17 protein-coding genes are annotated in these 21564 nt (G+C 64.5%); 9 read left to right on the top strand and 8 right to left on the bottom strand.

What is annotated here, in order from left to right:
• Positions 1 to 51 precede the first annotated feature (51 nt).
• From AC13HB_RS04870 to AC13HB_RS04830, 9 genes are all read left to right on the top strand, one after another.
• On the top strand, positions 52 to 1299 hold the full coding sequence (locus AC13HB_RS04870; protein WP_482948606.1) for a TolC family protein: 1248 nt from the start codon (positions 52 to 54) through the stop codon (positions 1297 to 1299).
• Positions 1296 to 2846: an efflux RND transporter periplasmic adaptor subunit gene (locus tag AC13HB_RS04865; protein ID WP_482948605.1), complete on the top strand. Its 1551-nt coding sequence runs from the start codon at positions 1296 to 1298 to the stop codon at positions 2844 to 2846. Before AC13HB_RS04870 ends, AC13HB_RS04865 begins: the two co-directional genes overlap by 4 nt.
• Positions 2843 to 6007: an efflux RND transporter permease subunit gene (locus AC13HB_RS04860; RefSeq protein WP_482948604.1), complete on the top strand. Its 3165-nt coding sequence runs from the start codon at positions 2843 to 2845 to the stop codon at positions 6005 to 6007. Before AC13HB_RS04865 ends, AC13HB_RS04860 begins: the two co-directional genes overlap by 4 nt.
• Before the next feature lie 10 nt (positions 6008 to 6017).
• Positions 6018 to 7349 carry an APC family permease gene (locus tag AC13HB_RS04855; RefSeq protein ID WP_482948603.1) on the top strand — a complete coding sequence of 444 codons (1332 nt, stop codon included), beginning with the start codon at positions 6018 to 6020 and terminating at the stop codon, positions 7347 to 7349.
• Positions 7350 to 7428: 79 nt separating this feature from the next.
• The gene (locus AC13HB_RS04850) at positions 7429 to 8274 is read left to right on the top strand and encodes a DUF2231 domain-containing protein (RefSeq protein WP_482948602.1); all 846 of its coding nucleotides are present in this window, start codon (positions 7429 to 7431) and stop codon (positions 8272 to 8274) included.
• Positions 8275 to 8327: 53 nt separating this feature from the next.
• Positions 8328 to 8780, top strand: coding sequence for a nuclear transport factor 2 family protein (locus AC13HB_RS04845; protein WP_482948601.1), 453 nt, complete (start codon positions 8328 to 8330; stop codon positions 8778 to 8780).
• A 17-nt stretch (positions 8781 to 8797) separates the two neighbouring features.
• Positions 8798 to 9106, top strand: coding sequence for a hypothetical protein (locus AC13HB_RS04840; protein WP_482948600.1), 309 nt, complete (start codon positions 8798 to 8800; stop codon positions 9104 to 9106).
• Entirely contained in the window at positions 9103 to 9537 is a 435-nt protein-coding gene (locus tag AC13HB_RS04835; protein WP_482948599.1) for a Spy/CpxP family protein refolding chaperone, read from the top strand. The genes AC13HB_RS04840 and AC13HB_RS04835 overlap by 4 nt, the downstream gene beginning before the upstream one ends.
• Positions 9524 to 10102, top strand: a complete 579-nt coding sequence (locus AC13HB_RS04830; RefSeq protein ID WP_482948598.1) for an RNA polymerase sigma factor — start codon at positions 9524 to 9526, stop codon at positions 10100 to 10102. The genes AC13HB_RS04835 and AC13HB_RS04830 overlap by 14 nt, the downstream gene beginning before the upstream one ends.
• A 74-nt stretch (positions 10103 to 10176) precedes the next feature.
• On the opposite strand, the gene AC13HB_RS04825 is transcribed toward AC13HB_RS04830, so the two are convergent.
• The 8 genes from AC13HB_RS04825 to AC13HB_RS04790 form a co-directional block, all read right to left on the bottom strand.
• Entirely contained in the window at positions 10177 to 11946 is a 1770-nt protein-coding gene (locus AC13HB_RS04825) for a pyridoxal phosphate-dependent decarboxylase family protein (RefSeq protein WP_482948597.1), read from the bottom strand.
• Between the two features lie 131 nt (positions 11947 to 12077).
• A complete protein-coding gene (locus AC13HB_RS04820) occupies positions 12078 to 12746 on the bottom strand; it encodes a carbonic anhydrase (protein ID WP_482948596.1) in 669 nt (222 codons plus the stop codon).
• A 60-nt stretch (positions 12747 to 12806) separates the two neighbouring features.
• The gene (locus tag AC13HB_RS04815) at positions 12807 to 14015 is read right to left on the bottom strand and encodes a hypothetical protein (protein WP_482948595.1); all 1209 of its coding nucleotides are present in this window, start codon (positions 14013 to 14015) and stop codon (positions 12807 to 12809) included.
• A gap of 55 nt (positions 14016 to 14070) precedes the next feature.
• Positions 14071 to 14898: a peptidylprolyl isomerase gene (locus tag AC13HB_RS04810; protein ID WP_482948594.1), complete on the bottom strand. Its 828-nt coding sequence runs from the start codon at positions 14896 to 14898 to the stop codon at positions 14071 to 14073.
• Positions 14895 to 15599, bottom strand: a complete 705-nt coding sequence (gene narI, locus AC13HB_RS04805; protein WP_482948593.1) for a respiratory nitrate reductase subunit gamma — start codon at positions 15597 to 15599, stop codon at positions 14895 to 14897. The genes AC13HB_RS04810 and narI overlap by 4 nt, the downstream gene beginning before the upstream one ends.
• Positions 15596 to 16297 (bottom strand): nitrate reductase molybdenum cofactor assembly chaperone, encoded by a 702-nt coding sequence (gene narJ / locus AC13HB_RS04800; protein WP_482948592.1) that lies wholly within the window; start codon positions 16295 to 16297, stop codon positions 15596 to 15598. The genes narI and narJ overlap by 4 nt, the downstream gene beginning before the upstream one ends.
• Positions 16297 to 17823: a nitrate reductase subunit beta gene (narH, locus tag AC13HB_RS04795; protein ID WP_482948591.1), complete on the bottom strand. Its 1527-nt coding sequence runs from the start codon at positions 17821 to 17823 to the stop codon at positions 16297 to 16299. The genes narJ and narH overlap by 1 nt, the downstream gene beginning before the upstream one ends.
• On the bottom strand, positions 17820 to 21554 hold the full coding sequence (locus tag AC13HB_RS04790; RefSeq protein ID WP_482948590.1) for a nitrate reductase subunit alpha: 3735 nt from the start codon (positions 21552 to 21554) through the stop codon (positions 17820 to 17822). The genes narH and AC13HB_RS04790 overlap by 4 nt, the downstream gene beginning before the upstream one ends.
• Positions 21555 to 21564 lie beyond the last annotated feature (10 nt).

The following is a 21564-nucleotide window of genomic DNA, read 5'->3' as shown; positions in this document are numbered from 1 at the left end:
GGAGCACCCGGCCGCGGCCCTTGTGAATCGTACAGACTTGTGGAGCCAGTCATGCCCAACCCGTTCCTGCCGGTCGTTCTCGCGACCGCTCTCGCCGCCGGTGCCAATCCGCCGGGCGATGAAACACTGCCCGCCCTCAGCCTGCCGGAAGCCGTCCTGATCGCCGAACAGAGCGACGAGCCAGCGCTCGATGAATGGCGCCTCCGCGCTTCCGCGCTCGACCATCAGGGCGTCACGGAAAGCGCCCTGCCGGACCCGTCGATCCGCATCGCCGCTGCCAATGTCCCGCTACGCGATTTCGATCTTGACCGGGAAGCCATGACCCAGTTCCAGGTCGGCATAAGACAGGCCATCCCGCGCGGCGAGACGCGGCAGCTCCGGCAGGCGCGGCGGGCCTCGGAAGCCGATGCCGCCCGCGCCCGGGAAGCACTTGTCCTGCGCATGATCCGGCAGGATGTGCGCGAACAATGGCTTGAGCTCTATTATTGGGAACGCGCGCGGGACCTGACCGAGGAAAGGCGGGCCGATATCGCCGGCCTGGCGGATGTGGCCACCGCCATCTTCGCCAGCGGACGCTCCAACGGGCATGATGTAATCCGCGTCGATCTGGAGACCGCCGCTCTCGATACGCGGCTCATCGAAATCGATCGTCAGGCCGATATCATTCGCGCCTCGCTCGAGCGCTATATCGGTGCTGACGCCGACCGCCCCCTGCCGGGCCAGCTCCCGATCCTGCCCGCCATACCCGCCTCGGGCGACGCCCTCGAAGCGCTCGCACATCACCCGGACATCAGCGCGCTGAACGCCCGCATCGATGTCCGTTCGCGCGAGGTGGAACTGGCGGAACAGGCCTTCCGGCCCGCCTGGTCGGTGGATGCCGGCTACGGCCTTCGCGGAAGCCGCTCGGACATAGCGAGCGTTGGTGTCAGCGTCCAGATGCCACTCTTCAGCCGCTCGGAAAGACAAGCCGGCGTCAGCGCGGCCCGCGATATGCGGTCTGCGGAAGAGCTGGCCCGTCAAACCCGCCTGCTGGACATGCGCCGCGAGCTGGAGCGCGCCATGCGCCGGCATGACAGCCTGGAGCGCAGCCTGACCCTGCAGACCGAGGACGTCCTGCCCCGCGCCCGGGAAACCGTCGCGGCGGTCCTGAGCGCTTACGAGAATGAGCAGGCTGACTTCGCCGAACTCGTCCGCTCCGAACTCGCCCTGCTCGACGCCGAACTGGCCCTCGTGCGCATGCAGGTCGATCAGCTCCAGGCCCGCGCGGCAATCCTCTACCTGACGGGAGACGTGCAATGAACCGGACCCAGATTCTCATTGCTGCCGCCGCACTCGCCCTGGGCGCTGTCGCAGGCGCGGGCCTCAGCCGCGTCTTCACCGGCGGAGCGGGCGGATCAGGCTCGGGCGATCCGGAAATCCTCTATTGGGTCGCGCCGATGGATCCAAGCTACCGGCGCGACGAGCCGGGCAAGTCGCCGATGGGCATGGACCTCGTCCCGGTCTATGCCGGCGAGGAAGTGTCGGCTGCAGGCGGCGACGACGCCATCCTCATCGACCCCGCCGTCCAGAACAATATCGGCGTCCGCACCGCACCCGTCCGGCGTGTCGATTTCCATGAGGATGTCACCGCAGTCGGTTATATCCAGCCGGTCGATGACCTCACGGCAGTCGTCGATGTTCGCAGCGAGGGGTGGATCGAGGACCTGAGGATCGCCAGCGTCGGAGACCCCGTGGAGGCTGGCGAGCTCCTGTTCCGCATGTACGCGCCCGAGATCGTGGCGGCACAGTCCGAATTCCTGCAGGCTCGCCGCATCGGGCGAAGCCAGCTGGTGTCGGCCTCACGGCAACGACTGAGCGCGCTCGGCATGACGGATGCACAGATCGAATCCGTCGCCCGCGCCGGGCGCCCCTCCCGGCTGGTCGATGTGCGGGCATCGCGCAACGGCATCGTCGTGGCGCTGTCGGTTCGCGAGGGCAGCCATGTCCAGCCGGGCGCGAGCCTCATGACGATCGCCGACCTGTCGGAAATCTGGGTCATGGCCGATGTCTTCGAGGACGAAGCCACGCAGCTGGAGACGGGTCTCGCGGTGCAGATGAGACCACCATCTCGCCCCGGCGAGGTGCGCGAAGGCGTGGTGGAATACATCTATCCGACCGTCGATCCGCGCAGCCGCACCGTGCCCGTTCGCATGCGCTTCGAGAATGAGAGCGGCGATCTGCGGCCCGACAGTTTCGTCAACGTCACCATCCGCTCCCAGCCCCGCCCGAATGTCCTGACGGTCCCGCGCGAAGCCATCATCAGAACCGGGCAATCGGAACGCGTCATCCTCGCCGAGCCGGGCGGTCGCTTCCGTCCGGCGCGGATCGTTGCGGGCCCGACCTCCTCCGGACGTACGGAGATTCTCGAAGGTCTTGCCGAGGGCGAGCAGGTCGTGGTGTCCAGCCAGTTCCTGATCGATTCCGAGGCCAGCCTGCGCGGAGCGATGCTCCGAATGAGCCCGCCCGGCGCGACGGAGGAGCCCGGCGAACCTGCGCCCATCTGGGGCGAGGGCATCGCCGGACGGGTCATGGCGGATCACGGCATGATCGAGGTCGATCACGAGCGCATCGAGGCGATCGGAATGCCGCCGATGCAGATGATGTACTTCACCGAGCCCGATGTGGATCTGTCCATGATTTCCGCCGGCGACCGCCTGCGCTTCCGGCTCATCCCGGACGAGGAGGATGTCTGGCACATCGCGGAGATCGCGCATGCCGCAACCGAAGACTCCGTGAGCGACGACATGTCCGGCCATGAAAACATGGACATGGATATGGGCGGCCAGGACGCGGAGGCGGATCAATGATTGCCGGCATCATACGTTGGTCGGTCGGCAATCGCCTGATCGTCCTGATCCTCGCTGCCCTGATGGCGGCCTATGGAAGCTGGTCGCTGCTGCGCACGCCTCTGGATGCCATTCCGGACCTCTCGGACGTACAGGTCATCATCAAGACCACCTATCCCGGCCAGGCGCCCCAGGTGGTGGAAGACCAGGTCACCTATCCGCTCACCACGGCCATGCTCGCCGTCCCCGGGGCGGTCACCGTGCGCGGCTATTCCTTCTTCAATGACAGCTATGTCTACATCATCTTCGAGGACGGAACGGACCTCTACTGGGCCCGCTCGCGCGTCCTGGAATATCTCTCCCAGGTCGCGCCGACGCTGCCCGAGAGCGCCTCGCCCGCCCTCGGCCCGGATGCGACGGGTGTGGGTTGGATCTATCAGTACGCCCTTGTGGACCGGACGGGCGGACATGACCTCTCCGAGCTGCGCTCTATCCAGGACTGGTTCCTGAAATACGAGCTCCAGACCGTCGAGGGCGTGTCCGAAGTCGCCACGATCGGTGGCATGGTACGTCAATACCAGGTGGTCGCGGATCCGGACCGTCTGCGGGCCTATGGCATTCCGCTCTCGCAAGTTCGCATGGCCATCGAGCGCGGCAATCAGGAAACCGGCGGCCGGGTCATCGAGATGGCCGAGGCCGAATACATGGTCCGGGCCTCCGGCTATATCCGGGGCATAGAGGATCTCGAATCCATCCCGGTCAGCGTCACCGAGACCGGGACGCCCGTCCTCCTCTCCGACATCGCGGAAATCCGCACCGGCCCCGAATTGCGCCGGGGCATCGGCGAACTCAATGGCGAGGGCGAGGCAGTCGGCGGCGTGATCGTGATGCGCTATGGCGAAAACGCCATGGCGACGATCGAGCGCGTCGAGGAAAGGCTGCACGAGCTCGAAGCCTCCCTTCCGGAGGGTGTGGAGATCGTCACAACCTATAACCGCGCCGGCCTGATCGAACGGGCAGTGGACTCGCTGAAGGAAAAGCTGATCGAGGAATTCCTCATCGTCGCGCTCGTCTGCGCGCTTTTCCTCTTCCACCTGCGGTCTTCACTGGTGATCGTCCTCTCCCTTCCCCTGGGTGTTCTCGCCGCCTTCATCGTGATGAATGCGCAGGGCATCAACGCGAACATCATGTCGCTCGGCGGCATCGCCATCGCGATCGGCGCCATGGTCGATGCGGCCATCGTGATGATCGAGAACCTGCACAAGCATATCGAGCGGGAGACGGTCACCCGGGAAAACCGCTGGGAGATCGTCACGAAATCGGCGGTCGAGGTCGGACCGGCCCTCTTCTTCTCCCTGCTGATCATCACCTTCAGCTTCGTCCCGATCTTCGCCCTCGAGGCGCAGGAAGGACGCCTCTTCCACCCCCTCGCTTTCACCAAGACCTACGCCATGGCCGCAGCCGCCGGACTGTCCGTGACCCTGGTCCCGGTCCTGATGGGGTATTTCATTCGCGGCCGGATCACGCCGGAGCACAAGAATCCGGTGAACCGTCTGCTGATCGCCGGCTACAAACCCTTCATCCGGGTCGTGCTCGCCCACCCCTGGGCGGTGATCGGCCTGGCCGGGGTGGTCATGCTCAGTGCCGCCGTGCCGCTTTCGCGCATGGGCAGCGAATTCATGCCCGATCTCGACGAGGGCGACCTGCTCTACATGCCGAGCGCCTATCCGGCGGTCTCCGCCGGGAAAATGACGGAGGTGCTGCAGCAGACCAACCGGCTGATCATGACGGTCCCGGAAGTGCTGACCGCCCACGGCAAGGCCGGGCGGGCGGAAACCGCGACCGACCCGGCGCCTCTGACCATGGTCGAGACCACGATCCAGCTGCGTCCGCGCGAGGAATGGCGGCCAGGCGTGACCATGGACGACATCCGGGCGGAGCTCGATGCGCTGGTCGACGTGCCCAGTCTGACCGATGTCTGGATCATGCCGATCCGCAACCGTATCGACATGCTCGCGACCGGTATCAAGACGCCGGTCGGCATCAAGGTCGCCGGCCCGGATCTCGATGTGATCGCGGAGATCGGCCAGCAGATCGAGGACGTAATCGACGAGGTGCCGGGCACCGCTTCGGTCTATGCCGAACGCGTCACCGGCGGACGGTTCGTCGATATCGATGTGGACCGCCGGGAGGCTGCGCGCTTCGGGCTCAATGTAGCCGATGTCCACGACGTCGTCCGCACGGCGATCGGCGGCATGACCATCACGGAAAGCGTGGAGGGACTGGAACGCTATCCCGTCAATCTTCGCTATCCGCGGGACTACCGGGACTCGGTCGAGAACCTGCGATCCCTTCCGCTCATCTCGCCGACCGGAGCGGAAATCCCGCTCGGCCGGGTTGCGGAAATCTCGATTTCCGACGGTCCGGGTGTGATCCGAAGTGAGAATGCGCGTCTGAACGGCTGGATCTATGTCGACATTTCCGGCGTGGATATCGGGACTTACGTCGCCGATGCCCAGCGGGCCGTGGCCGAATCGATCGAGCTGCCGCCGGGCTATTCCCTGTCCTGGTCGGGCCAGTACGAATACATGGAGCGGGCCAAGGCTCGCCTGGCCATCGTGGTCCCCGTAACCCTGGTGATCATCCTGCTTCTGCTCTTCCTCAACTTCCGGCGCTTCGTTCCGGTGATGCTGATCCTCGGCACGCTTCCGCTGGCGCTGGTCGGCGGTCTCTGGTTCCTCGACCTGCTCGGCTACAACATGTCCGTCGCTGTCGGCGTCGGGTTCATCGCGCTGGCCGGCGTGGCCGTCGAGATCGGGGTGCTGATGATCGTCTATCTCGAAGGCGCGCTGAAGGACCGCAAGGCCATGGCCAAGGCGGAAAATCGCGACCTCACCGTCGCGGATATCCGCGAGGCGGTCGTTGAGGGGGCGCTGATGAGGGTCCGGCCGATCATGATGACGGTCGCGGTCATCATTGCAGGCCTGCTGCCGATCATGTTTGGCTCGGGAACCGGGTCGGAAGTGATGCGGCGGATCGCAGCGCCCATGGTGGGCGGCATGACCAGTGCCACCATTCTTACCCTGCTGGTCATCCCCGCTGCCTTCCTGATCTGGCAGAGCCGGGTCCTTCGCGGACAGACGCGCGCGGAACCCCGCAAAACCGGCAGCGAGCCAGCCTGAGGAGACCGGCATGGATCATGACTCCGACTACGCATCAGGCAGCCTGACCCTGGCGGGCACGGTCGCCATGGGCACCGGGGTCATGATCGGTGCCGGGATCTTCGCCCTGACAGGACAGGTGGCGGAATTCGCCGGACCGGCCTTTCCGCTCGCCTTCCTGTTCGCCGCCGTGATCAGCGGTTTCAGTGCCTACAGTTATATCAAGGTCTCGAACCGCTATCCCTCGGCCGGCGGCATCGCGATGATCCTGAAGAAAGCCTATGGCGAGACCATGATCACCGGTGGCGCCGCTCTCCTGATGGCTTTCTCCATGGTCATCAACGAGAGCCTCGTCGCACGCACCTTCGCGACCTATTCGCTGCAGCTTGTCGACGGCGACCCGCCGGGCTGGCTCGTACCGGTCCTGGCGGTCGCGCTGATTTTCTTTGCCTTCCTGGTCAATATTGCCGGCAACAAGGCGATCGGCACGATCTCGAAACTCTCCGCCATCGCCAAGGTCGGCGGCATCCTCGTCTTTGCCGGGATCGCGCTGATCGCCGGGCAAAGCAGTTTCGGGGCCGCCACGGAAGAGGCGGCAAGCGAGATGAGCTGGAGCGGTTTCCTGGCCGGGACCGCGCTCGCCATCCTCGCCTACAAGGGTTTCACCACGATCACGAACAGCGGCAGCGAAGTCGTCGATCCGGAACGCAATGTGGGCCGCGCGATCATGATCTCGCTGGCGATCTGCCTGCTGGTCTACATGCTGGTCAGCTTCGCCGTCGGCAGCTCGCTCTCGATCGATGAGATCGTGGCGGCGCGCGACTACTCCCTTGCCGAGGCCGCACGCCCGGCCCTGGGCGATGCCGGCGTCCTTTACACGGTCGCCATCGCCATCATTGCGACAGCCTCCGGCGTGATCGCGAGCATTTTCGCGGTCTCGCGCATGCTCGCCATGCTGACCGAGATGGAGCTGATTCCGCACCGCCATTTCGGCATGCCGGGACGGATCCAGAAACACACCCTGGTCTATACCGTGGTCCTTGCCGGGCTGCTCGCCGCCTTCTTCGACCTCGGGCGCATCGCCTCCATGGGCGCCATCTTCTACCTGGTGATGGACATCATCATCCATTGGGGCGTGCTCCGGCATCTGCGCGTGGAGACCGGCGCCCGGGCCCCGGTCCTGGTCGCGGCCATCGTGCTCGACCTGCTCGCACTCGGCGCCTTCATGACCCTGAAAGCCATGACCGACCCCTTCATCATCATCGTCTCCGTCGGAGGCATGATCGCCGTCTTTGCCTTCGAGAAACTCTACCTCTCGCGCTTGCGGGCGCTCGATCCGGGACCCGGACCGACGCACGACTGACGCCGCGCCGGAACGCTGCGGTTGCCGTGAGGGGTCGGGAGAGCAGCTGCGTATTCAGGACAAATCCGGAGGAGTTCGCGTGTCCCATCGCTTTCTGGTCGGCCTGACCGCCCTGCTATTCGCCTTTCTGATCGCCGCTGGCGCAGCCAGCGCCCATCCGCCCGCCCAGCATTCCGGCCCGGCGGAGGAAGACGCCATGCAACAAGCCCCGACCGGCGACCCGGTCGGCGAGGAGGCGGAGACCGGGGCGGGCACCGGGGAAGACGCCAATGCGCACACCGGCTCGCATGCGCATGACGCGGCCGCGAACGCCGCCGGCAACGCGGACCATCAGGACATGCCCGGGACCGAAGCCGGCCATCACGACCCGGCCGGAGCAGCGCCCTGCGATGACGGCCATGCCGCACCCCACATGGAGAGCGGGGCCGCTGCGGCGCCCGCCGGCGGGCACGCCCATTGGGGCGACCACGGTCCGCAAAGCGATCTCGAACGTGCGATCGCCCGTCTCGGCGCGCTGCATTCCGTCGCGGTGCATTTCCCGATCGCGCTCATGCTGGCAGCCGCGCTGGCGCAGATTCTCGCCTGGATGCGGCCCGGCACCGGCTTCGGTCAAACCGTTCGCTTCCTTGCCTGGACCGCCGCTCTGGGCGGTCTCGGCGCCGGCCTTCTCGGCTGGGCCCATGCCGGCCCGATGGCCACCGGCGAAAGCGGCATAATGGCTGCGCACCGCTGGATCGGAACCGCCCTGACGGCCGGCCTGTTCGCGGTCGCCGTCCTCGTGGAACTGCGTAGCCGCCGCCCCGGCGCCCTGACCGACTGGCTGGCCGGGACCGCCATTCTGGCCGGCGCCGCCCTCGTCGCCGTCAACGGCTTCCTCGGCGGTTCGCTGGCGCATGGCGGACTGCGCCACTTGATGGGCGGCTGAAACGCCAGCCACCTGCTATGATGATTGCAATGCCTTGAACGGGGAGACTGAAAATGATGACGACGAGCCTTGCGGCACTGGCCGCGACCCTGACCCTTTCGACCGCGCTGGCCGATGGGCACACCGCCTCGGAACAGGACGTCGAAACTGTCCTGGAAGCCTATTCCGGCGCATTGTCGCAGGAAGATGTCGCGTCGGCGGAAAACTGGGTCCTGGCCGAGGGCGAGGATTTCACCATTTTCGAGGGATCGGGGAAGGATGTCGGCTGGGCCGGCTATCGCGACCATCATCTGGCCCCGGAATTCGCCGCCGAGCATGTCAGTTTCGAAGTCTATGACTGGCGCGATTACGACATCCGCGTGGGCAGCGAGATGGCCGTCGCGACCTTCGACATCCGCATGGAATACACCGTACGCGGCGAGGCCCGCGAACGCGATGCCCACGGCACCGCCATCCTCGAGATGACGCCGGACGGCTGGCGCATCCGCCATCTCCACACATCCTGACCTGACCGGAGCGCAGCATGATGGATGACACGCTCGACCGGCAACTGGCCCGACTCGCGGAGCGCCTGCCCGATCTCGATCCCGACTTTGCCGAAACGGTAAGGGCGCGGACGCAGGACAAAGGCGATGCGCGCGGGAGCCGTACCGGTCTCGCGCCCGCGATCAGCGTCAGGGCGGCACCGGCCTTGCTGGCGCTCGCCATCGGCATCCTCGCCGGTGGCCTGGCGGTCGGCCGTACCGATCCACCCGATGCGCTCGCCGTATTCGATACCGGAACCGATCATCTGCTCGGAGGTCGTCTCTTCGACGAGGATGGCCGGTCATGATGTGGCGCACGGCACTGGTCGCGGCGATTTTCGGTTTCCTCGCCGGCCTGGCGGGCGTCTGGTGCGGCCTCGCCCTGTTCGGCAATGCGGGTCCGGACGAGCGCTCAATCCACGACATCGTCCATGACGAGATCACGCTGACCGAGGCGCAGGATGCCCGCATCCACGCCCTGGAGGAAGCATTCGCGGCCGAACGCGCGGACGTGGAAGCGCGCATGGCGCAGTCGCGCCGGCAGATCGGGGAGGCCCTGCTCGCCGATCATGCGCTGTCGCCGGACGTGATCGAGGCAGCAGACCGTTTCCACGATGCTATGGGCGAATTGCAGATCAGGAGCCTGACCCACGTGCTCGCCATGCGGGCCGAGCTCGACCCGCAGCAACAGGCCTATTTCGACGCCCGGCTGGCCCAGTCCTTCGATGTCGCCGACTGAGTCAGCTCCTCCGGCCCCGGACGGTCAGAGCGATGCCGCCCTTGTCCGGGCCGCCGCCGGCGGCGAGGACAAGGCTTTCGATCGGCTGATGAGCCGGCACGCGCCGCGTATCGTCCGCTTCCTCACGCAACAGACGGGCGATGCCGCCGCCGCCGAGGACATCGCCCAGGACAGCTTCGTCGCGCTCTATCGGAATCTGGACCGTTTCGATCCGGACAAACCCTTCGAGACCTGGCTCTTCACGATCGCGCGCAACAAGATGCGCGACCATTTCAGGCGACGGACCGTCCTGCGCTGGCTGGGCGAAGAGACCGATTTCGACCGGTTCGAGGGAGGCGAGGCCGACCCGGAAACCATCGCCGGGGATCGCGGCGAACTGCGCCGCCTCAGCGACGACCTTGCGCGCCTTCCCGAAGGACTGCGGACACCGCTGCTCCTCGCCTCGGTAGAAGGTATGCCACTGGCGGAAATCGGCACGGTGATGGGCCTGACCGAAAAAGCGGTCGAGGTGCGCATCTACCGGGCACGGAAGGTACTCAGGTCACGTCGCCCGGGCGAGGCCTGACATAGTTATGCGCCTTTGATGCCCGGCCAAGGGCAACCGCCCCGCCCCAGTTCCGGTCAAGCCTCTGGCATCGCTCACTGACCGTCGCGACCTTCTGAATCGGCGGCTTCTATATGTTCCGAGAATCTCTGAATCAGACGGGGCATGAGATACCGGGCCGTCGTGTGGTCCTGCCAGAACGGATTCATGAACACGCAGCGAACGAGACTCAGCGTATCGGTGTCGCGTTTTCCGCCATAGCTCGCCAGATGAGAATCGATCAGGCGGCCATAAGAATCCGCGCTCAGAACGGTCTTCGAAACCGAGAAATCCGGATCCTTCTGGAATTTGGCGAAGACCGCTTCGGTTCTCGCATTTGACGCCGAGAGCGCCTCCCCGGATTCGGCGAGACTGAAACAGGAAATATTGGTGTCGGCGGGCAGGATATGCACCAAGGAAAGCGCATCGGCGAGATCGCGTTCGAAATGCCGGCGTGTCTCCACCGTCACTGCCAGCATGGCGCCGAACCGGTCGGCGCCGAACCCCATCGCCTTGCCGCTCAGCCAGGTCGCGGCGGCACCGGCGGCACTGCGCGAACCCTCCAGCGTGCAGGCCCATTTGTCGTTCGTCGCCGCCCGCTCGATATAGGGCGCCTGGAAGGACGAGGCGAGATAGCCGGTCTTGTCGCGGGTCAGGAAGGCGCCGCAGGCATAAGGCACATAGCCCAGCTTGTGCGGATCGAGCGTGACCGACTCCGTCCGCGCAATGGCCCGCAGGGCAGCGGCCCGGTCCGCCGCGAGGACGCTCTCGGAATCGCCGTCGAGCATGGAACAAAAAAATCCGCCATAGGCAGCATCGACATGATGCCAGATATCGATGCCGTCGGCGCGATAGCGGTCGAGCAGATCGCAGACGCGGTGCACGGGATCGATCTCCCCCGCCTCTGTGGTACCGGCCACGCTGACCACCGCCAGAACCGGTCGTCCCGCCTCACGCGCTTTCTCGATCAAGCCTTCCAGCGCATCGACATCGAGCCGCCCTCCCGCATCCAGCGGCGCATTCCAGAAGGCCGACTCGCCCAGACCGAACACATTCGCGGCCTTGCGCCAGGAAAAATGCTTGTTGCCCGGCGTGATGACGACGGGTCCTCGCCATGGACGCCCGGTTGCGGCCGTCAGGCGTTCGGCCATTTCGAACGGATTGCCGAGAACACCGCTGCAGCCGCGCAGGGACGCATCGTCCACGTCTGCCCTCGCCTCGCGCTCGCGATAGGTCTGCCATCCCATATGCCCGGCCTCGAACGCATTGCAGGACCGGCCGGTCTGTTCGGCCTCCCAGAGGGCAAGCGCAAGGAAATGGTCGAGCCGGAAGCGCGCCCGCCAGATCGCCTCGAAATTGGCGACCGTACCACCGCCGGTGAAATGCCCCTGCGCGAGCGCCGGGTCATAGCCGACCATGTCGGCCAGCATGGCGATCGCCTCGTCTTCCATGGCACCGCCGACGCGGGCGACCTCGCGGGAGGTATTGTTGGGATTGTGGAGCAGTGTCGCAAAGTGACCGAACAAGGCCGGAAGCGACGTCTCCGAAACCATGTGGCCATTATAGCGCGGCGTGTATTTCGGGACCTCCGAGCACAACATGTCGCGCAAGGTCCGCAGATTCTGGGCCAGCCGCTCACGCTCTCCGAGAAATTCGGCCGACAGCCGGCGGTCGTCCGGCAGCGGCGACGGGTCGTCCGGGAAGAGCGACTTCCGCCAGTCGAACCAGTGATCGAGGATCGCCTGGAATTCGGCGCGCACCCAGGCGGCGTTCTCCGATTTCGGTCCGAGGAAATAGGCATCGCTGGAGAAGGAAGATCCGGTCATTGGACGGTCCGTTCTGGATTGGCGGCCAGGCTTAACCTGCCTCGCCTGTTGCATGGCCGACAATCGACCACTCGCACGCCGCGGCGGCAAGCCTTGCAAGCGCGTTGTTCGCGCTCGGCTCGCACCGGGAGCTAACTGTGTTCGCGCGCTCTGGCCGGCGCTCCGATCTGGGCCGAAAGCCGCCCGGGAAATTGGCGCGACAATTGAGAAAACGAGGACACGGTGACGTCCAGGTCGCGGATGAGACCGTTCGAGATCGAATAGATCCAGCCATGTACGGCGACAGATTGCCGCCGGCGCCAGGCATCCTGGACGATCGGATTGCAGGCGACCGAGCGGACCTGAGCCGCGACATTCGCCTCGCACAGGGCGTCGAGCCGGGCATGTTCATCACGTATGCGAAGCAGGTGATCGGCCCATTCGTCGGAGATTTCGCGGATCGGCTGTAGCCAGTGGTCGATCAGGCCGTGACGCTTGCCCGACATCGCGGCTGCGACACCGCCACAGCCATAGTGACCGCATACAATGATATGCTTCACCTTCAGAGCCTCGACCGCGAACTGGAGGACCGAAAGGAAGTTGGCGTCGCTCGGCGGGGCGATATTCGCCACATTCCGGTGCACGAAGAGCTCGCCGGGGTCGAGGCCAACAATATCGTTTGCCGGGACGCGGCTGTCCGAACATCCGATCCAGAGATAATCCGGGCTTTGCTGCTGTGAGAGACGCCGGAAGAAGTCCGGATCGGCTTCGGTTTTCGAGTCTGCCCATACCTGGTTGTTCTCGAGGAGTTCGCTGATCATCGCAGTATACCCTCCGGACGTCGGGGCCCCGGGCCCGGCAGCGCCGGGCCCGGTCAGCCGTTATCGATTGAATGTCAGCGCGAGCCAGACCTTGTCGCGGCTCGCCGGACCACCGGCCTCGCCATCGAAGGAGGCGGCTTTCAGCTGGACGGACACATGCTCGGTGAGCGTCGAGGTGATCACGAAGTCGAGTTCCGAGCCGAAGTCGATGCTGCCGGTCTCGCTTTCAAAATCGTGATAGACGATCGCCGCGCTCAAGCCGGTTCCGAACGGAACCTCGTCGAAACGATAACTGCCGCGCAGATAGGCATCCCGGACGCCGACACCCGGCGTTGCCAGAAAGACATCGGCCCAGCCCTGGAATTTATGCAGCGTCGCCAGCGGCGTACTGAAACCCTGCACGCCATCGCCTTCCAGCTGTTCGATGCCGATGGCACCGCTCAGCCCGTTGCGGCTCAGACTGGCTTCGGCACGGATCATCGACAGGTCGAAATCGCGCGGTGCGTCCGCATAGTCCGTTTGCCACGCATATTCGAGGAAATAGCCGAAGCTCACACCTTCGCCGAACTCATGCCGGCCGCGCCAGCTCGCGCCATAGGTCGCGCTGGACAGCGCGGCGACGTCCTCGACATCGGCGAGGAAAGCGAAACCCGTGAGGGTTCCCGCTTGCATCTCGTGCGACGCCATCAGCGCGTGCGTCTGCATATCCAGCTCTCCGGCCGGGTGGTCGTCGCCGAAAATGCGATGCGCACGGTCGATATAGGCATAGGTGAATGTCGTGTTCTCCAGCGATCCGTTGGACGCGACGAAAGCGTCGAAGGTCTGCTCGTTCTGCCGGAAGCCGACATTGCCGACATAGCGCGCATCGCCGAGGATGATGCGCTGGCGCCCGAGGATCAGGTTCGTGTCCTCGAAGCCGGAATAGCTGACCTGGAGCCGGTTCAGCTCCGTGGCTTCCGGATCCGCAATAACCGGATAGCCCGGCAACCCGTTGATCGTGTCGTTGAAGTCGTCGACGAGATGAAGAACATTCTCGCCCTCAACCAGGAAGCTGAACCCGTTATAGACATCGCTCTCGTATCCGAGCCGCGTACGCAGGGTCAGCGCTTCGGCTTCATTGGGCGCTCCGGACAGGTCGACCGTCTCGGCTCGCAGCCGCATGTTCAGGATGATATCCCCGTCTGCGAGGGCGGGGCCTGCCCCCGCCAGCAACGCAGCCGTGCTCACTGCGGCGCACACGGCGCCGTTCACGTTGGAAACGCGTTTCATGACCTATTTCCCTTGTGTTGCCGGCTCCCCCGATGGTGCCGGCCATGCGTGGCCGCTACTGGACGAGCGGAGACGATGCTCCATCCAGCTTGACGCCCTCGATCTTCGACGCACCGACCACGAGCGCGACGAACTGGGCGACGGCACGGCGCCAGCTGGCGTCGCGCAAGAACTCCTCGACGAGAGGGCGGGCCGCATCGAAGTCGAGCGGCTTGCCCGGCAGCTTCGACCGGAGACGGATTACGTGGAACCCGTATGGCGTTTCCACCGGTTCGGAGCAGAGTTCGCCAGGTTCCAGAGCCGCCATCGCGGCCTCGAATTCCGGTGTGGTTTCGCCGCGAACCACCTGGCCGAGCGCTCCGCCCTCGCCCGATGAGGCGCAATCGGAGCGGTCACGTGCGAGGCGGGCGAAATCGTCCGGCTTGTTGCCCAGGTGCTTGATCAGCACCTGGGCCTGTTCGCGTGCCTTTTCATAAGCATCCGCATCGTCGGCGCGGGCCTGCAGCAGAATGTGTTCAGGCTCGAAAATATCGGGCGTGCGGAGCTTCTGGCGGTTGTTCTCGAAATAGCGCCGAAGGCTTTCCTCGTCCGGATCCGGCGTGATGACCTCACGTTCGAGAAGGGCGCGGATGAGCGCGTCCTCCTCGCTTTCTTCGCGGCCATCCTCATCCTGCTGCGGTTCGGCTTTGAGATCGCGTTCCCTCGCGGCCTGCAACAGAGCTTCCTTGATCGCGAGCGCTTCGGCGGCGGCCTTCCAGGCCAGCTCCGGTCGCGCAGCGGGATGATGCTGCGCTTCCGAGGCGATGGCTTCCGGTTCGATCCGCACGCCATTGACGCGCACGTCCGGCGTTGCCTGTTTCGGTGTCAGGATGGAGTGGGTCATTTCGCGCCTCCTGCCGGCGCCTTGCGCCGGACCACCTGGTATCCCCGGCGGAAGATGTAGCGGGCAGGCGCGCTGAAGATGTGCACCAACCGCGTGAACGGGAAGATCAGGAAGATCGTCAGGCCGAGGAAGATGTGCAGTTTGAAGATCCAGTGAGCGTGCGAGATATAGCTCGCCGCATTGAAGTCGAAGATGAAGATGCCCTGCGCCCAGGCCATGAAGGTCGTCATTTCATGGCCGTCCAGATGCTGCATGGAAACGGCGATCGTGCCGAGGCCGAGCAGTAGCTGGACGTAGAGAATCACCAGGATGGCATTGTCGGAGAAGTTCGACGTCTTGCGTATGCGCGGATCCGCGAAGCGGCGGTGCATGAGCAGGGTCGCACCGATCAGCGCCAGGACGCCCGCGACGCCGCCGGCGATGATCGCCAGCAGCTGTTTGGCGCCATGGCCGATGCCGAGCGCATCGAAGACCGCGATCGGCGTGAGCAGTCCCACGAGATGGCCGAAAAAGATGACCAGGACGCCCAGGTGGAAGAGGACCGACCCGGTCACCAGCTGGCGCCGGCGCAGGAGCTGACTCGACCCCGCACGCCAGGAATAGGGCTCGCGGTCGTAACGGATGATCGAACCGATCGCGAAGACGGCGAGCGCGATATACGGATAGATGCCGAACAGGGCTGTGTGGAGAAAGTCGCTCATGACCGAGCCTCCCGCGTCCGTTGGGCCGGCGCTGCCGGCGCATTCATATTGCTGATCATCTGGTCGGCCAGGGGACAGCCCTCCTCGCCGGGTCCGAACGTGACCTGCTCTTCTTCCCAGGCCCGGTCGAGCGCCTCCAGATCGTCCGGATCGTCATCCTCCGTCCGGACATCTTCAGGCGTTGCCGCGGCCTGGCCGCTCGTCAGTGTCAGAAGGGCACGGAAGACCGCTGCATAGATGGACTTCCGCTTGCGCAGGCGGTCGCGCAGGGCTTCGAGGACGTGGGCCGGTTCGCTGACCAGTTCCCGCGCCTCCGGCTCCGGCAGGGTGGAGAGGAATTCAAGGAAGAGCGGCAGATAGTCCGGCAGCTCGCGGGCTGATATCTCGAGCCCGCGCTCGGCATAGAGCCGCTGCAGATCGACCATGGCCTGCCCGCGATCCCGGCTCTCGCCATGCACATGCTCGAACAGGTGCAGCGAGAGCGATTTGGACCGGTCGAACAGGGCGACGTATCGCTCCTGCAGATCGTAGAGGTCGCGTGAGGCGAGCTGGTCGATCAGATGGCCCAGGCGCAACCGCTGCCCGGCGGGCAATAGCGCTTCCTCGTCGAGGACGCTGCGGAAGTCGGGAGCCGCGGCCTGTATTTCGGCCGTCGGATAGCTCAGAAGAGCCGCGAGAACTCTGTATGTGCGGACCATCAGGCCTTCTCCATCGGGTTCATGGGATTGTTCTTCTTCGGCTTCCCGAACAGGGAGCTGCTCGAAGCACCATCGGAACAGCCATTGCCGAAGCTGAACCCGCATTCGCCGCGCAGGTCGTAGGCGTTCTCGGCGTATTCGCGGTGACTGGTCGGGATGACGAAGCGGTCCTCGTAGTTCGCGAGGGCCATGATCTTGTACATGTCCTCGATCAGGGCCGGCGTCAGACCGACGCGTTCGGCGACTTCGGCGTCGATCACGCCGTCCACCGTCTTCGCCCGCATATAGGCCCGCATGGCGAGCATGCGTTCGAGCCCGAGCGCGACCGGCTCCTCATCGCCGGCGGTGAGCATGTTCGCCAGGTATTTGAGCGGGATGCGCAGGGAGCGGACATCCGGCATCTCGCCATCCACACCGATCGCGCCGGCTTCCGCCGCACTGTTGATCGGAGAGAGCGGCGGCACGTACCAGACCATGGGAAGGGTGCGGTATTCCGGGTGGAGCGGGAAGGCGACCTTCCACTCCATCGCCATCTTGTAGACCGGCGATTCCTTGGCCGCTTCCAGCCAGGCGTCCGGCACACCGTCCTTGCGCGCCTGCGCCTGGACTTCGGGATCGTGCGGATCGAGAAAAATGCCGAGCTGGGCATCGTAGAGCTCCTGCTCGTTTTCCGCCGATGCCGCTTCCTCGATCCGGTCCGCATCATAGAGCAGCACGCCGAGATAGCGGATGCGACCGACGCAGGTTTCCGAACACACGGTCGGCTCGCCTGCCTCGATGCGCGGATAGCAGAAGGTGCACTTCTCCGATTTGCCCGAAGACCAGTTGAAATAGATCTTCTTGTAGGGGCAGGCGGAGACGCACATCCGCCAGCCGCGGCACTTCTCCTGGTCGATGAGGACGATGCCGTCCTCTTCGCGCTTGTAGATCGCGCCGGAGGGACAGGAGGCCACGCACGCCGGATTGAGGCAGTGCTCGCACAGGCGCGGCAGATACATCATGAAGGTGTTCTCGAACTCGCCGTAGATCTCCTTCTGGACACCTTCGAAATTATAGTCCTTGGAGCGCTTCGAGAACTCGCCGCCCAGGATTTCCTCCCAGTTCGGACCCCACTCGATCTTCTCCATCCGCTCGCCGGTAATCAGCGAGCGCGGACGGGCCGTCGGGAAGGCCTTGCTTTCCCCGGCGGTCTGGAGGTGTTCGTAGTCGAAGGTGAAGGGCTCGTAGTAATCGTCGATTTCCGGCAGATCCGGATTGGCGAAAATCTTCGCCAGGATCCGCCATTTCGAGCCCATTTTCGGGCGCAGCGAGCCATTGCCGTTCCGGGTCCAGCCGCCATTCCAGCGCTTCTGGTTCTCCCAGTCCTTCGGATAGCCGATACCAGGCTTGGTCTCGACATTGTTGAACCAGGCGTATTCGACGCCTTCACGATTGGTCCAGACGTTCTTGCAAGTGACGGAACAGGTGTGACACCCGATGCACTTGTCGAGATTGAGGACCATGCCGATTTGTGCACGGATCTTCATTCTGCGGCCTCCTTCGCATCGGCGGCCGGGCCTTCGAGCCAATCGACCTTGTTGAGCTTGCGCACGATGACGAACTCGTCGCGGTTGGATCCGACCGTGCCGTAATAGTTGAAACCGTAGGACTGCTGGGCATATCCGCCGATCATGTGGGTCGGCTTCAGCGTGGCCCGGGTAACCGAGTTGTGGATACCGCCACGCTGGCCGGTCATCTGCGACCCGGGCACGTTCACGATCTTCTCCTGTGCGTGATACATGAAGATCGTGCCTTCCTTGATGCGCTGCGAAACGACGCAGCGGGCCACCAGGGAGCCGTTGGCGTTATAGGCCTCGACCCAGTCGTTATCCTCGAGTCCGGCCGCTTGCGCGTCCGTCTCGGAGAGCCAGACGATCGGTCCACCGCGAGACAGGGTCAGCATCAGCAGATTGTCCGTATAGGTGGAGTGGATGCCCCATTTCTGGTGCGGTGTGATGAAGTTCAGAACGATCTGCTTTTCGCCGTTCGACTTCTTGTCGATCACCGGCGCCACCGCCTTGGTGTCGATGGGCGGCCGGTAGACGCACAGCCCCTCGCCGAAGGCGAGCATCCATTTATGGTCCTGGTAGAGCTGCTGGCGGCCGGTCAGCGTACGCCACGGAATGCGCTCGTGCACATTCGTGTAGCCGGCATTGTAGCAGACATGTTCGCTCTCCAGACCCGACCAGGTCGGCGAGGAAATGATCTTGCGCGGCTGGGCCTTGATGTCGCGGAAGCGGATCTTCTCGTCTTCCTTGGGCAGGGCCAGGTGCTTGTGATCTCGACCGGTGTTCTTCGACAGGGCGTCCCAGGCTTTCACGGCCACTTCGCCATTGGTCTCGGGGGCCAGCATGAGGATGGTCTCGGCCGCGTGGATGGCGGTCTCGATCTTCGGACGTCCCGCAGCGGCGCCGTCGGCATGGACACCGTTGAGCTCGCCGAGGAGTTCGACCTCATGCTCGGTATTCCAGCCAATGCCCTTGCCGCCATTGCCGAGCGTGTTCATGAGCGGGCCAAGCGAGGTGTATCGAGCGTAGAGGTTGGGATAATCGCGCTCGACCACCGCAATCTGCGGCATGGTCTTGCCGGGAACCGGATCGCATTCGCCCTTCTTCCAGTCCTTCACGTCGACCGCCTGGGCGATCTCGCCGGGCGTGTCGTGCAGGATCGGCGTCAGGACCACATCCGTTTCGACCCCCAGTTCTTCCGGAGCGATCTCGGAGAATTTCTTCGCGATGCCCTTGAAGATGTCCCAGTCGGAACGCGCTTCCCATGCCGGGTCGACCGCCTTCGTCAACGGGTGGATGAAGGGGTGCATGTCCGACGTGTTCATGTCGTTCTTCTCGTACCAGGTGGCCGTCGGCAGAACGATGTCGGAATAGACGCAGGTGGTGGACATGCGGAAGTCGATGGCCACGAGCAGGTCGAGCTTGCCTTCCGGCGCTTCGGCCACCCACTTCACCTCTTCCGGACGCATCTCCTCTTCGCACTCCTCGCCGAGCACGCCGTGTTGCGCGCCGACCAGGTGCTTGAGGAAATATTCGTGTCCCTTGCCCGAAGACCCCAGGAGGTTTGAGCGCCAGACGAAGAGATTGCGCGGCCAGTTGACCGGGTCGTCCGGATCCTCGCAGGACATTTCCAGTTCGCCGGATTTCAGCCGGTCGACGATATAATCCTTGGGATCCTTCCCGTCCGCCTCCGCTTCGCGAGCGAGCTCAAGCGGATTGGCCTTCAGCTGCGGCGCCGACGGCAGCCAGCCCATACGCTCGGCACGGACATTCCAGTCGATCATGGTGCCGGACCAGTCTCCGTCCGGCGCTGTGGGCGAGAGGATTTCCTTCGCGCTCAGCGTCTCGTAGCGCCATTGATCGGTGTGCGCATACCAGCAGGAGGTCGAGTTCTGATGCCGCGGCGGACGGTTCCAGTCGAGCGCGAAGGCGAGAGGCTGCCAGCCGGTCTGCGGCCGAAGCTTTTCCTGACCGACATAGTGCGCCCAGCCACCGCCGGACTGACCGACACAGCCGCACATCACCAGGAGATTGATGATCCCCCGGTAGTTCATGTCCATATTGTACCAGTGGTTCAGACCGGCCCCGAGAATGACCATCGACTTGCCCTGGGTCTTTTCGGCATTGGTCGCGAATTCCCGGGCGACGGCGACGATCTTGTCCCGCGGCACACCGGTGATCGCCTCCGCCCAGGCCGGGGTATAAGGCATCATGTCGTCATAGGACTTGGCGGAAAAATCGCCGCCCAGCCCGCGATCGAGGCCGTAATTGGCGCAGAACAGATCGAAGACGGTGGCGACCATCGTCTCTCCGTCGGCCAGCTGCAGCTTCTTCACGGGAACCTTGTGGTCGAGCACGTCCGGATGGTCCGTGCCGGCGAAAGCGTCGTGGCCCTTGTTTCCGAAATAGGGGAAGCCGACATCGACGACATCGTCGTGCTTTTCGTCGAGAATGAAGGAAAGCTCGAGGTCGATCTCCTCGCCCTGGCCGTCCTTCTGCTCGAGATTCCACTTGCCCTCTTCGCCCCAGCGGAAACCGACGGAGCCCTGCGGGGTGACGATGCGGCCCGACTTGCGGTCGAGCGCAACGGTTTTCCATTCCGGATTATTGTCCTCGCCCAGCGAACCGTCGAAATCCGAGGCCCGCACAAGGCGATCCGGGACGTAGCGGCCGTCTTTCTCGACCAGCCGCACCAGGTTCGGCATGTCCGTGTTTTCGCGCGCATACTGCTCGAAATACGGAGCCTGGCGATCCAGATGATACTCGCGCAGGACGACATGACCGAAGGCAAGCGCCAGCGCCGCATCCGTACCCTGTTTCGGGTTCAGCCAGACATCGCCGAACTTGGAAGCCTCCGAATAGTCCGGGCAGATCACCGCGCTCTTCGTGCCCTTGTAGCGGGCCTCGGTATAGAAGTGCGCATCCGGTGTCCGCGTCTGCGGCACGTTGGAACCCCAGATCAGCAGGTAGCCCGCATTATACCAGTCGGCGGACTCCGGAACGTCCGTCTGCTCGCCCCAGGTCATCGGGCTCGCCGGCGGCAGGTCGCAATACCAGTCGTAGAAGGACATGCAGACGCCGCCGAGAAGCGACAGATAGCGGGAACCGGCTGCGTAGGAGACCATCGACATGGCCGGGATCGGCGAGAAGCCGAAGACGCGGTCCGGTCCGTAGGTCTTCGCGGTGTAGGCATTGGCCGCGGCGATGATTTCCGTCACCTCGTCCCAGTCGGCGCGCAGGAAGCCGCCCGCACCGCGTTTGGAGACGTAGGCGCGGCGGGTGTCCGCATCCTGCTGGATCGACCGCCAGGCCGCGATCGGCTGCATGGTCTCGCGCGCCTTGCGCCAGGCCTTGAGAAGCCGCGACCGGATCAGCGGATACTTCACCCGGTTGCCGGAATACATGTACCAGGAATAGCTCGCTCCGCGGGAGCAGCCGCGAGGCTCGTGATTGGGAAGATCGGGCCGCGTGCGCGGATAGTCGGTCTGCTGGGTTTCCCAGGTGACCAGCCCGCCCTTGACGTAGATCTTCCAGCTGCAAGACCCGGTGCAGTTCACGCCATGGGTCGAACGGACGATCTTGTCGTGCTGCCAGCGCTTGCGATAGGCGTCTTCCCAGCCCCGGTCCTCCCGGGTGGTCACGCCGTGACCATCCGAGAAGGATTCCTGCTGGCGGGTGAAGAAAGTGAGACGATCGAGGAGATGGCTCATACGGGTCGCT

The organism is Maricaulis sp. B-26 (assembly GCF_056857855.1).
Note: the sequence above shows the minus strand (reverse complement) of the source record. Positions and strands in the feature narration are given on the sequence as shown.

Excerpts from the sequence above, each read along its gene's own strand:
- AC13HB_RS04835 (WP_482948599.1), top strand. The coding sequence starts at position 9,103 with ATGATGTGGCGCACGGCACTGGTCGCGGCGATTTTCGGTTTCCTCGCC.
- AC13HB_RS04830 (WP_482948598.1), top strand. The coding sequence starts at position 9,524 with ATGTCGCCGACTGAGTCAGCTCCTCCGGCCCCGGACGGTCAGAGCGAT.
- AC13HB_RS04790 (WP_482948590.1), bottom strand. The coding sequence starts at position 21,554 with ATGAGCCATCTCCTCGATCGTCTCACTTTCTTCACCCGCCAGCAGGAA.
- AC13HB_RS04840 (WP_482948600.1), top strand. The coding sequence starts at position 8,798 with ATGATGGATGACACGCTCGACCGGCAACTGGCCCGACTCGCGGAGCGC.
- AC13HB_RS04820 (WP_482948596.1), bottom strand. The coding sequence starts at position 12,746 with ATGATCAGCGAACTCCTCGAGAACAACCAGGTATGGGCAGACTCGAAA.
- narJ (WP_482948592.1), bottom strand. The coding sequence starts at position 16,297 with ATGGTCCGCACATACAGAGTTCTCGCGGCTCTTCTGAGCTATCCGACG.
- narH (WP_482948591.1), bottom strand. The coding sequence starts at position 17,823 with ATGAAGATCCGTGCACAAATCGGCATGGTCCTCAATCTCGACAAGTGC.
- narI (WP_482948593.1), bottom strand. The coding sequence starts at position 15,599 with ATGAGCGACTTTCTCCACACAGCCCTGTTCGGCATCTATCCGTATATC.
- AC13HB_RS04860 (WP_482948604.1), top strand. The coding sequence starts at position 2,843 with ATGATTGCCGGCATCATACGTTGGTCGGTCGGCAATCGCCTGATCGTC.
- AC13HB_RS04855 (WP_482948603.1), top strand. The coding sequence starts at position 6,018 with ATGGATCATGACTCCGACTACGCATCAGGCAGCCTGACCCTGGCGGGC.
- AC13HB_RS04870 (WP_482948606.1), top strand. The coding sequence starts at position 52 with ATGCCCAACCCGTTCCTGCCGGTCGTTCTCGCGACCGCTCTCGCCGCC.
- AC13HB_RS04825 (WP_482948597.1), bottom strand. The coding sequence starts at position 11,946 with ATGACCGGATCTTCCTTCTCCAGCGATGCCTATTTCCTCGGACCGAAA.
- AC13HB_RS04865 (WP_482948605.1), top strand. The coding sequence starts at position 1,296 with ATGAACCGGACCCAGATTCTCATTGCTGCCGCCGCACTCGCCCTGGGC.
- AC13HB_RS04810 (WP_482948594.1), bottom strand. The coding sequence starts at position 14,898 with ATGACCCACTCCATCCTGACACCGAAACAGGCAACGCCGGACGTGCGC.
- AC13HB_RS04815 (WP_482948595.1), bottom strand. The coding sequence starts at position 14,015 with ATGAAACGCGTTTCCAACGTGAACGGCGCCGTGTGCGCCGCAGTGAGC.
- AC13HB_RS04845 (WP_482948601.1), top strand. The coding sequence starts at position 8,328 with ATGATGACGACGAGCCTTGCGGCACTGGCCGCGACCCTGACCCTTTCG.